At 58.2% G+C, this 12,175-nt stretch carries 8 protein-coding genes; 6 read left to right on the plus strand and 2 right to left on the minus strand.

The features are described 5' to 3' along the window. Nucleotides 1–193 precede the first annotated feature (193 nt). Nucleotides 194–490: a hypothetical protein gene (locus tag JQ617_RS38715; protein ID WP_212030934.1), complete on the plus strand. Its 297-nt coding sequence runs from the start codon at nucleotides 194–196 to the stop codon at nucleotides 488–490. After that, nucleotides 487–2,262, plus strand: coding sequence for a relaxase/mobilization nuclease domain-containing protein (locus tag JQ617_RS38720; RefSeq protein WP_212030935.1), 1,776 nt, complete (start codon nucleotides 487–489; stop codon nucleotides 2,260–2,262). The genes JQ617_RS38715 and JQ617_RS38720 overlap by 4 nt, the downstream gene beginning before the upstream one ends. Nucleotides 2,263–2,292: 30 nt before the next feature. On the opposite strand, the gene JQ617_RS38725 is transcribed toward JQ617_RS38720, so the two are convergent. Continuing rightward, the gene (locus JQ617_RS38725) at nucleotides 2,293–3,147 is read right to left on the minus strand and encodes a DUF3037 domain-containing protein (RefSeq protein ID WP_212030936.1); all 855 of its coding nucleotides are present in this window, start codon (nucleotides 3,145–3,147) and stop codon (nucleotides 2,293–2,295) included. After that, complete coding sequence (locus JQ617_RS38730) at nucleotides 3,144–3,941, minus strand: HipA family kinase (protein ID WP_212030937.1); 798 nt, start codon at nucleotides 3,939–3,941, stop codon at nucleotides 3,144–3,146. The genes JQ617_RS38725 and JQ617_RS38730 overlap by 4 nt, the downstream gene beginning before the upstream one ends. 210 nt (nucleotides 3,942–4,151) lie before the next feature. Between JQ617_RS38730 and JQ617_RS38735 the strand changes: the two genes are divergently transcribed. The 4 genes from JQ617_RS38735 (at nucleotide 4,152) to JQ617_RS38750 (ending at nucleotide 12,160) form a co-directional block, all read left to right on the plus strand. After that, the gene (locus tag JQ617_RS38735) at nucleotides 4,152–7,001 is read left to right on the plus strand and encodes an SNF2-related protein (RefSeq protein ID WP_212030938.1); all 2,850 of its coding nucleotides are present in this window, start codon (nucleotides 4,152–4,154) and stop codon (nucleotides 6,999–7,001) included. 28 nt (nucleotides 7,002–7,029) lie between these two features. Next, nucleotides 7,030–8,745 (plus strand): site-specific DNA-methyltransferase, encoded by a 1,716-nt coding sequence (locus tag JQ617_RS38740; protein ID WP_249157859.1) that lies wholly within the window; start codon nucleotides 7,030–7,032, stop codon nucleotides 8,743–8,745. Between the two features lie 2 nt (nucleotides 8,746–8,747). After that, nucleotides 8,748–11,495: a DEAD/DEAH box helicase family protein gene (locus JQ617_RS38745; RefSeq protein ID WP_212030939.1), complete on the plus strand. Its 2,748-nt coding sequence runs from the start codon at nucleotides 8,748–8,750 to the stop codon at nucleotides 11,493–11,495. A gap of 302 nt (nucleotides 11,496–11,797) precedes the next feature. After that, complete coding sequence (locus JQ617_RS38750; RefSeq protein ID WP_212030940.1) at nucleotides 11,798–12,160, plus strand: hypothetical protein; 363 nt, start codon at nucleotides 11,798–11,800, stop codon at nucleotides 12,158–12,160. Nucleotides 12,161–12,175 lie beyond the last annotated feature (15 nt).

Below are 12,175 nucleotides of genomic sequence, written 5' to 3' on the forward strand. Positions count from 1 at the left end.
TCGCTCCTGTACGAATCTTAACTTCCCATCCGATCAAGATTTGTGGCCACAGTCGCTTGATCGCTCTTGAGCAACGATTCATGTTGAGACCGTGGGCCTGATAGGTCCTCAGAAAAAAGAGCAGCAAGCCATGCGGGTCGTGGACCCGCGTGCTTCCCAGGGGCTCCGCCCCGTGGACCCCGAAGAGCGAAAAATGTCGTCCGAGATCATCAAGTTTCGTGTACCCGCTGGCGACAAAGACTTGTTCGTCAACGCCGCAAAGGATGCGGGGACGACGGTGTCCGGCCTGCTGCGCCGAGCGGGCAAAGCAGCGATCAAAGGACGGGTCGCGTCCAGGCCGCTCCTGGAGGACTTGATCTACCTGCGCTCCGTCGCCAATCGGCTCGATTTGATCGCCGAAGTCGCAGGCGGCGCTGCTTCCATCGAGATCAAAGCCGCGGCTGAAGCTCTGCGCGCGATCTACCGTCGCCACGTGGAGGCGGGCCGTTGATCATCAAGTCGAAACGGATCCGGGCACGCGGGCCAGCCCTGAAGCGGGCGCTGCAGCATATTCAAGACGGAGAAGACAACGACGAGGTCGTGCTTCTTCGTGGTAATCTTGCCGACCTCGAAGACGCACGCAGTGATGCGCTGCAGTTCGGCAGGCAATACTGCCTCCGCCATTGGATCGCGTCACCGAGCGAAGTCATTACGCTCGAACAATTGGATGATTTGATCCAGCGCCTCGCGGTCGAATTCGGGTTCGATACTCAGCGGATTTGTGTGTGGCGTCATACAAAGTCGCGGGCCGCGGAAAATGGCTGCCCTCACCATTTCCATATTCTGGTGCCAGAGGTCGATCCGATCACCGGTCGGGTCATGTCCTCGTCTCACGATTATGATCGGCAGTCCAAAATTAGCGTTGCCGTCGAAGTGGCATGGGGTCACGGCATTGTCGCTCCCCCTCGCTTGAAGGGCGTGATCGCTGCGCTGGAGCGCGACGGTGACTACACGACGGCCGCCGCGCTCAAAGACGCCGTGTCGCCTGATCATCCCGCGAGCTTCGACGAGGCCGACCACCAGCGTTCGAAGCGGAATGGTGTCGATCTGCCGCGCATCCGCGGGATGGTCAGTGAGGCGTTGGCGAGCGCGACTAGTCGCGGCGACTTCGAGGCCAGACTGGCAAATATCGGGCTGCGTCTCAGGACCGGCGACGAGAAAGATGTCCTGATCGTCGAAACTATCGACGAGACGTTCGTCGGTTCGTTGGCGCGATTGACGCGGCTTCGCAAGGCCGCTCTTGAAGAAAGGATGAAATTCGATGCAGCAAAGCAATCAGAAGCCCCAACAGACCATCCATCAGGCCATCTTTCACTCCCTGCAAAAGCTGGCGAAGCAGATGCAGCCGGTGGCGCAGCTGGCCCATCAAGCGACCGCCCCGAACGAGCCCGATCCGATAGAGGTTATGATCGAACTCCTCCGGCAGGTGGTAGGCGGGATCGAGCAGGTTCAGTCGCGATTGGAGGCTTTGGAGTCGCGCCTGGACGAGCCGGCTGTGACGAAAGCGATCAAGGGCGTCGCGCGCGGCTAAAGCTCACCGCTGGCTGCATTCGCTACCAAAGCTCGCTACTCGACCTGCTGGGGGCGGCTCGGCATGCTGCACTCCCCCCTTTGGAGCGAGCAGTATCTGACCTCAATGACGTCATTGAGCAGGAGACCACCGCGATGAGAGCGGCAGAGCTCCCCGAGCCGCAATCCCTTCTCGCCGCCCGTAAAGCAGTCGAAGAGGCAACTATCGGTCTACAGCGATTGCAGGATAAACTTGATGCCATTGCGCAACGGTTGGCCAACAACCCGTCGCAGCCGATCTGGGCCAGGTTATTCGTGAACAAGATCGATCCGGATCGGCAGCCCTTGGAAAGTCGTTCGGATGAACTAGGACGTAAGATCCAGGCGGCACGCACTCGACTTGCTACTGCAAAAACAGAGGTAAAAGCGGAGGATCGGAAATTCCGGATAGCCCAGGCGCAGCATGAGAAGGGGCAATCCGCCCGTCATACTTTGGCCCAACGACAAATCGCTGTAGCCCAACTGGCACGGACAATGGTGGAAAAGAGCCCCCGCTCTGCTTTGTGGGGCACTGCCAGGCTCATGCAAGTCGCGGCGCAAATCCATACTGCGCGTGCGGCACACTCCGACGAATCTACCGATGACTGGGACCTGATACCGAGGTTCGATCTTTGGGGAATCCCGTATCTGCCGCCACCGCCAAGGATCTCTTGAGACCCTTAGAATTCCTGGAGGAGCCCGAACTTAAGCCCGGGCGCCATGTTCCCGCACCTCATCCTCGATCTGGGCGACAAGCTTATCAAGCTCGCCCTCCTCAAAAACTTCCGGATGGTTCGGAGCTTGCTCAAGGATGGCGATAGCGCTGCGATAAGCGTCTTGCAACGTCGCATTGCTGGGAGCGCCAACGATAAAGTGCGGCTTAAATCGTTCGGCTTTGCCGTCGGCGACGACAGCCGACAAATGACCAAGCCATTCGCGCGCTTTGGTCTTAATGCCGTCAGCATCGGCAAGGTCGAACGACAGCGGCTCATAAACGTGCCATTGCCCGTTTTTCCATGCGTGCTTGAACACAATATCGTCCACGCCGCCGCTGATCGATTTTTCTTGAAGATGTTGCGCCAAGTTGCGCTCTTCAAGCTTCTGACGAACCGGCCGCCACACATCCTCATCTGAGCGGCGGGAGCGATAATGCGTATCGTATCGCGAAACGTATCGATCAAAGAGACGATCCAAGGCCTCATCCGGGTTGGCAGTCAACCCAGCGCCCGGCGGCGACCACTGCAGAGAGCTATCGTCGGGCGGCACGGCACGCCGCGCGATGACGATGGCGTCGCCATCACTCTTGAGGAGACCAGCCTCCTTTTCGTTCTTGGCGGCCACTTGCAGGCCCCTGCGCACTGCGGTCATTGATGATAGAAAGGCTTTGCGATCAACGTCAGGGAAAACGCCCTTTAGACGTCCAATCGTTCCTCGCATCTTGTAGCGAACCAGGCCTTTGGACGGCACAAAGAGAACAACCCCAACATTGACGAATTCGCCAGTCAGCACGTCGTGCACGTATCGGAGTAGTGTGTAGCTGTATGCTGCTTTGTCCGTCATGAGAGCACCCGCTTCACCTCTTCCAGAACCGCATCAATGTTGTCGCGCGCGTCCCGAATCAGCTTGGTCGCGCTTGCCGCAGCGCTCGCTACATCGGTCCATTCGGTTGGAAGTGCCTTTTCATAGTCCGCGATCTGGGCGTTCGACAAGCCCGCCCAAGCGGCACGGATCGGTCCGAAATCGATAGAACGCCCTTTCAGGCCGGCCCTGAAAATATGATTACCATTAATTTCCAAAGACTTAAGGCCGCCTAGGGCCCACGGTGGAATCCATCGCTGCCCAAAGATAGGTAGATCGTGAGCAAAAGCCAGCTCATGGTCGAAAATCCGGAGCTCGTCACCACGGACGAAACAATTCGGATTATCTGACCTTCGGTCCGGGTTTTGAATGATCCCATCAAAGACGAGAATGCCGGCAGCAGTTGGTATCATGATGTCAGAAATCGTGTTGCCCGGCAGCCAGACATTTAGCTGGCCCGTGATAGCGCGGCAGCCGAAAGCCACCGGCGAGCTCCTTTGGACCTTGGCCCTCTCGCTCGCGGGAACGGTCGCTGCCCACTGGGGAGGAACATCGACCAAGAAGGGTTCCGGAACCGGCAGGCCCAGGTCGCCTGCGAGGCACGCACCGATAACCTCACGCGCGAGATTGACGGTGCCTTGGTCGCAGCCCCCTGAAAACTTCGCGACCACCTCCACGATGGAGCCGTCGGCGGCTTCACAGGTGATGAACAGCGGTCCGGTCCGGCCGCGCGTGGCTGGACGATCATATTGGATCGGAGAGATACGTTTCAGCACGCCTATGCCCATGCCCCTGCACCGACGGCCTGCGGATTGACTGCTTTATTCCGCCGCTCGCGCCGAACGCCTATTTTGTCCAAAAGAATCAACCGCCCTGCGCGAGTATAAGGGGCGTCGCCCTTTGCGCGAGTAGTGGTCCGAGCTAAAACGAACAAGAAATTGCGGTTGAGCCGGTGATTCAGGCCCGGGTCACCGACGAAGGGGCACATGGCCGACTATACCGCCTACCACAGCCAATATCTTGCGCACCGGATAACCCTGGAAGGCGTCAACGAAGACGCCTTCGCGAAGTCCCTGTCGACTGCGAGGGTGGATATGAATCCTCATCAGGTCGACGCGGCGCTCTTCGCCTTGCAGCCGCCGATTCCGCGCGGTGCGATCCTCGCCGACGAGGTGGGCCTTGGAAAGACGATCGAGGCCGGGCTTGTCATCGCGCAGCGATGGGCCGAAGGTCACCGGCGCATCCTCCTGGTCGTCCCGGCGTCGTTGCGCAAGCAGTGGACCCAAGAGCTTTTCGACAAGTTCGGTATTCCGGCGTTCATCCTAGAGGCCAAGAGTTTCAAGGAGCGCCAGAAACAGGGACACGCTCGCCCTTTCGAAGTCGATAACCACGTCGTCGTCACCTCCTATGAGTTCGGCGCGTTGAAGGCTGACGATCTTCGTAAGACGAATTGGAACCTCGTCATCTTCGATGAAGCTCACCGCTTGCGGAATGTCTATCGCAAGAGTGCCTCGAAAAGAGCGAAGGCGCTGCGTGACGCCTTGACTGGTACTTTCAAGCTACTTCTCACGGCGACGCCCCTGCAGAACTCCCTCATGGAGCTCTACGGCCTTGTCTCGATTGTTGATGACAAGCTGTTCGGCGATGAGGCGAGCTTCAAGACGACGTATGGAGGTAGGCCCGATCCCGCGACCCTTCTCATCCTACGTGACAGGCTTAGGCCGATCTGTCGCCGCACCCTGCGCAAGGACGTGCAGGAAGCCGGGCATATCAACTACACCAAGCGTATTCCGGTCACCTTCAAGTTCGAACCGCATGACAACGAGGTCAAACTCTACGAAGGGCTTTCCGCCTATCTCCAACGCAAGGATACGATCGCATTCGGTGCGAAGCCCAATCAGCTCGTCACGCTTGTCGTTCGCAAAATTCTAGGTTCATCGACGTTTGCGGTCGCACAGACTTTAGATTCCATCCTTCAACGTCTTAATGCGATGCAACGGCCGACTGTTGAGGACGTGTCCGACCTCGACGACGCCGATGAAATCGCCGAGGAATGGACGAGCAACGACGATGCGGGCGAGGGTGCAGAAGCGAGTATCGATCCGGCCAGGCTCAAAGCCGAAATCGCCGAACTGGAAGCCTATCTCGCGCTTGCCCGCAGCATCAATATCAACGCCAAGGGCGAGAAGCTAATTGGCGTTCTAGATGACGTCCTTGAGCGCATCGCGTCACTGGGCGGCAAGCGCAAGGCGGTCATCTTCACGGAATCAGTCCGCACACAAAAGTACCTGGCCGATCTCCTCGCAGCGAACGGCTACGCCGGACAAATCGCGCTCATGAACGGCCAGAACAATGATTTGGAAAGCCAGGCGATCTATGCCGACTGGAAGGAGCGGCACGAAGGTAGCGATGCCATTTCCGGGTCGAAAACGGCCGACATGAAAGCCGCGATCGTCGAAGCCTTTCGCGAAAGCAAAACCATCCTTCTCGCAACGGAATCCGGGGCTGAAGGCATCAACCTTCAGTTCTGCTCGTTGCTGATGAATTTTGATCTGCCTTGGAACCCGCAGCGTGTGGAACAGCGCATCGGTCGCTGTCATCGCTACGGCCAGGTGATCGACGTGCTAGTGGTCAATTTTCTGAACCTCAAGAACCGAGCCGAAGAACGAGTTTTTGAGCTTCTAGACAAGAAATTCAAGCTGTTCGACGGTGTGTTCGGCGCGAGTGACGAGGTCTTGGGGGCGATCGAAAGCGGGACCGATTTTGAGCGGCGCGTTTTTGAGATCCATCAATCGGCACGCAATAAGGAAGAAATTGATGCCGAGTTCGATCGGCTGCAAGCCGAACTCGACGAACAGATCAAGGCCGATGTTGTCGATGCGCGCGGCAAGCTCATGGGCTTCTTCGATCAGGATGTGGTTCGCATCCTGAAAAGTCGTAAGGAGACCATCGACCGGATGATGAGCGAGTTCGAGGAGCGTCTCATCACCATCGCTCGCGCCGAATTGGCCGGCGCGACCTTTTCGAAGCACACGGATGGTAGCCCGATCTTCGTTCACGGCGGGGAGACATGGACAACAGGCTGGCCGCTCGCCGACGAACAGCATTGGAAGTTCTTCCGGCTGGCGGACGGCAATCTAGCTTCAACGCTCACGGCCAAAGCCAAGCTCCGCACCCTGCCACTCGCCAGCCTCACATTCGATTATTCGGCCTATGGGAATGGCGTTCTGGCCAATGTGAAACAGCATATCGGCCGCTCTGGTTGGTTGCGGGTATCGCGTTTGGCGGTGAGGACTGCGAACCAGACAGTTGAGCATCTTCTGACGTCGGTTGTCGCTGATGATGGAACGGTCCTCGACGATGAGGTGATTGACCGCTTGTTTCTTGTCCCCGCTACCGCTTCCACGGTTCTGGGACTGACACCGCCCAAGGAAGCGATCGATGCGGCCGAAGCCCTCGCGCGCAAGCGCCGTTTGGACGAAGCGGACCAAGCCAATGCCGAATTCCTCGCCAAGGAAACCGATAAGCTCGACAACTATGCCGACGATCTGGAGAAGGCGGCCGACGCCGAGATCAAGGCACTCGAAGACGAGATCAAGGCCAAGCGCAAAGAGCTCCGCACAACGCCAGGGCTCTCTGTAGCGGACAAGGTTGAGAGGCAACGTGCGATTAAGAAGCTCGAAGGCCAGCGCGACGAACTGATGCTGTCGAAATTCCAGCGCAAGAAGGACATCCGCAAGGAGGTAGAAGACCTTCTCGACGCGATTCAGGCCAGCCTCAAGCTGACGCCGCAGCAGACGCCGCTTTTTACCATCCGGTGGGAGATACGCGCGTGAAGTATGCCAGAAACAGGGCCAAAGGGTTATGGGAGTGATGATGGGACGGAATGGCGGAACCCGGCTTGAACTAACGTGGATCGGAAAGAACGATCGGCCGCGCCTTGAGCCGCGCATCCTCATCGAAGACGCGAAGAAGAGCCATCACGCTGCGACGAAGCGGGACGACGACATCTTCGAGAACATGCTGATCCAAGGCGATAACCTTTTGGCGCTCAAGGCGCTAGAGGCCGACTATGCTGGCAAGGTCAAGTGCGTCTTCATTGATCCGCCTTACAACACCGGCAGCGCGTTCGAGCACTACGACGATGGTCTCGAGCATTCGCTTTGGTTATCGCTGATGCGTGATCGACTCGAATTAATCCGCCGGCTTCTTTCGGATGATGGCTCGCTGTGGATCACCATAGACGACAATGAGGCGCACTATCTGAAGGTGCTTTGTGACGAGATATTCGGGCGGTCTAACTTCATAACATCCGTAATATGGCGCAAAAACTACTCGCCGAAATCAACGGCCCGCCATTTCTCGGAGGATCACGATTACATACTTGTAATAGCAAAAAACGCGGAGAAATGGATCCCCAACCCGATGCCGCGAACAGAGAAACAGGATGCTGCTTACAAGAACCCCGATAACGACCCGCGCGGACGTTGGAAGCCGGGCGATCTTTCGGCGAGAAACTACTACAGTAAAGGCCTTTACCCGATAAAGACTCCTTCTGGGCGTACTATTCCGGGACCACCGAACAAGAACTATTGGCGTGTGGACGAGAAGAAGTTTTGGGAACTCGATAAAGATAAGCGCATCTGGTGGGGACGGGACGGTGGCGCGATTCCTCAGATCAAGCGCTTCTTGGCGGAAGTAAAGGAGGGCGTAACCCCTCAAACGTTTTGGCCACACGACGATGTTGGTCACACGCAAGAGGCTAAGCAGGAGTCGATTGAGCTATTTGCAGACAAGGCGTTTGCAACGCCAAAGCCGGAGCGATTGTTGCATCGCATTTTGTCTTTGGCCACGAAGCCGAACGACCTGGTGCTCGACTCTTTCGCGGGCTCCGGTACGACAGGCGCAGTTGCTCACAAAATGGGGCGGCGCTGGATCATGGCCGAACTCGGCGAGCATGCTGTCACGCATATTGTCCCTCGTCTAAAAAAGGTGGTCGACGGCAAGGACGAGGGGGGAGTCACTGGAGCCACGGGCTGGCAGGGCGGTGGCGGCTTTCGCTTCTATCACCTCGCGCCGTCGCTTCTCGAAAAGGACAAGTGGGGCAACTGGGTCATCGCCAAGACGTACAACGCTGCCATGCTCGCCGAAGCGATGTGTTGCCACATGGGTTTTACCTACCAGCCGTCACAGGACGTAACGGAATACTGGAGGCACGGCCACTCTTCGGAGCGCGATTTCATCTTTGTTACAACGACGAGCCTCACCCATGATCAGTTGAAGGCAATCTCGCACGACGTGGGGCCCGACCGTACCCTGCTCATTTGCTGCAAGGCATTCAACGCCCGGCTGGATGATTTCGAAAATCTGACGGTCAAGAAGATACCGCACTCCATCCTCAATCGGTGCGAATGGGGACGTGACGACTACAGCCTAGAAATCGCTGAACTACCGGCGCGTGAGCCGGACGGCGTCGCCGGCGACAAGGAGTCCCGGGGACGCGCGCCTAATGGTCACAAGCGAGGGCGCGGGAAGTCGACGGACATCCAGCCGACTCTTTTCGGCGAAGGGGAGGCGTGAGCATGTTGGAAGCCACGTCCGAAATCAGACCCGATCGTCTCATTCGCCAGATTACCGCCCGGATGTCATTGCGATCACCGCAGGCACGCTCGCTCGAAATTCTCGCCGATGTGCTAGATAGGATCGACCTTCCAGCCTCGGATCTTGCTGCCGCACTGCAAGTCACTCAAAGCCTCGCTGGGGGCGATGTTCGCGAGGTTGAAGATTTCGAGCGCGATTTCCCGTCGCTCTGTTTCGCGCTCGCGACCGGTGTGGGCAAGACGCGGCTCATGGGCGCATTCATCACCTATCTCTATCTGGGGCGCCGGAACGGCTCTGATCAGCCCTTCTCGAGGAACTTCTTCGTGCTCGCGCCGAATACGACGATCTATAACAAGCTGCTTGAGGACTTTAAGCCTGGCACGCCAAAATATGTCTTCAAGGGAATCTCGGAGTTCGCGCAGAATCCGCCCGTACTCGTTACCGGAGAGAACTGGGACCAAGGGCGTGGCTTGCGGCGGCACGGCGAATTGTTCGACGCTGATGTGATCATCAACGTCTTCAACGTCGATAAGATCAACAAGGAAGTCGGTCGCATTCGCGGTCCGAACGACGTGATCGGCGAGGAAGGCTATTACAATTATCTCGCCAGTCTGCCGGACCTCGTCTTCCTGATGGACGAGGCGCATCGCTACCGGGCGAAGGCTGGCTTCAAGGCCATCGCCGATCTTAGACCCATGCTTGGGCTGGAATTAACGGCGACACCGAAGACGGTCGGCGCGAAGGCTGTTGACTTCAAGAACGTGATTTATCGCTATGACCTGGGCGACGCGATGGCCGACGCCTTTGTTAAGGAGCCCGCCGTCGCCACGCGTAAGGATTTCGATCCGAAATCGGTCAATGAAACGGAGCTTGAGCGGATCAAGCTTGAAGACGGAATCCACGCCCATGAGAACGTTAAACTGAAGCTTAGGGATTATGCGGAACTGACCGGCCGCGCCCTTGTCCATCCCTTCATGCTTGTGGTCGCGCAGGATACGACGCACGCCGAAGCTATTCGACGCACCATCGAAGCCCAAGGGTTCTTCGGCGGGCGTTATCAAGGCCGCGTCATTCGCGTCGATTCCGCCCTGCGTGGCGAGGAAAGCGACGAAGCCACCGCGCGGCTGGTCGCGCTTGAACAGGACGGGTCGACGGAAATTGTCATCCACGTCAACAAGCTGAAAGAAGGTTGGGACGTGACCAACCTCTATACGATCGTACCGTTGCGCGCTTCGGCATCGGATATTCTCACGGAGCAGACCTTGGGCCGTGGGCTTCGCTTGCCTTATGGCGAGCGCACGGGCGATGAGGCCGTCGATACGCTTACCATCATTGCACATGACCGCTTCGACGAAATCATCCAGAAGGCCAAGGAGCCGGGCTCCATCGTCCTCAAGTCGGTGGAAATCGGCGGTGACGGCGAAGTGTGGCGCGACGGAAAGGTTGAATTGACATCGCCAACCGTAGTGGAGAGGGTTATCGGCGGCGCTGGCGCGTTTGGCGAAGAGCCCCAGGCGGTGTTTCAGGGCGAGCAGGCGAAGACCGTGGCGCATGTGACCTATCAGGTCATCCGCCAGATGGAACGCGAGCTGCCCAATCTCGACCAGCTTCGCGCGCCGGAGGTGCAAGCCAAGATCGCGCAGCGGGTCGAAGAACTGACGCGACCCATTCAGGGCGCACTTGAAGGCATCTTGGACAAGCCAGACGTTGCCAAAATTGTTGGCGCGGTGGCAACCAACATCGCCGATCACATGATCGAAATTCCCGAGATTGTGGTGCTGCCGACCGGCGACGTGACGTTCTCGTTCGCAGAATTCGATCTAGCCAATCTCGATACGATCGCGCCGCAGCCCCTATCCGACGAAATCATGGTGCAGAATCTGCGCACCGGCGCTCGGCAGACGATTGCCCGCAACATGGCCGTCGTTCGCGAGGACCGGCTTGAGGATTATCTCGTCGTCCACCTCCTGGACTACAATCAGGTGGACTACGATGCCAACTCCGATCTTCTCTACAAACTCGCCGGGCAGATGGTGGCTCATCTGCGCTCCTACCTTTCATCAGACGAGGACGTTGAAAGCGTGCTCTTGCATCAGGGCAAAGGCCTCGCGCAGTTCATCTTCCGGCAGATGATGGCCGATGGTCACTACGTAGAGACACCGACAAAGTATCGCGCCCGGGTTTCGAAAGGCTTTCAGGTGCTGCAGAGCATCAATTTTCGAGTCGCCGACACCAAAGAGGTGCGCGACTTCCGCGCGCCCGTCGTGCCGCCAAGCGACACGCGGCGCTACGTCTATGGTGGCTTCAAACAATGTCTCTATGAGCATCAAAGCTTCCAGTCCGACGAAGAACGGCGCTTCGCCGTCTTGATAGATTCCGAACATGAGCCCGACGTGCTGCGGTGGGTGAAGCCGGGCAGTAAGCAATTCCAAATCGAATTCCGGCGTGGCGAGCGTTATGAGCCCGATTTTGTCGTGGAGACGACAGCCGAAAAGCTCATCGTCGAAATCAAGGCCCGGCGCGACCTTGAGGATGAGACGGTGAGAGCCAAGGCGAAAGCTGCCCGGACCTGGGTGGGGCACGCCAACGATCATGCCAAGACCTATGGCGGAAAGCCATGGCGTTACGTGCTCATCCCCCACGATGCGATGCTGGAAAACGTGACCTTGACAGGACTGACCGGAAGATTCGCGCAAACGGCGATCGTTGAAGCGGCCGTGCCAGCCTAGAAGTAGCGGCAAGCGGGTTGCCGGTCTTCGTGGCATCCTGCTTCCCATTCCACAAAGAAGGCCACTGTCGTCGGCAAAAGTGCCGCTTCCAGCCTAAGCTCGGTTTCGGACGCTCATTTGCCGTTCGAGTTCTGGTGAACCCTCCCGGACGCGCCTGGCGCCGACCGCGGTCTGGCCCTTTGCCTTCGGATGGCCGCTCAGCCTTGGATGCCGCGGGTATTGCGTACGAACCACGCCGGATCTGTCGTAATCGTGATGGGCCCTCGATTTGCAGGTCCAGTCCGAACATGGGAAAAGGAGCCATGGATCCGAGGAAGGTCGTCAACTGGCTGATCGCGCTGGTGGTGGCGGCGGGGCTTCTTGCCGCGCCCCTGTCAGTGCCCGCTATGGCCACCCTGCAACCGGCGGCGGCTGCCGACGGGATGCATGCGATGGCAGACGACATGCCGTGCTGCCCTGATCAGCAGGATCAGAAGGCCAAGAACTGCGGGTCCTGCCCGTTTATCGCACTCTGCCTGTTGACCATCAGTTTGCCGACTCCGAGCGGCGTCGGCGCGCTGGTGGATCGCACATTTTCGCGCAGCTCGTTCGCCCTGCCTGACGATCTGCTGATCGACGGACTTGGCGAACATCCGCCGGACCAACCACCTCGAACCGTGATCTGACCGGCGCCTCGGCGC

Source organism: Bradyrhizobium sp. KB893862 SZCCT0404 (genome assembly GCF_018130885.1).
Lineage (GTDB): Bacteria > Pseudomonadota > Alphaproteobacteria > Rhizobiales > Xanthobacteraceae > Bradyrhizobium > Bradyrhizobium stylosanthis.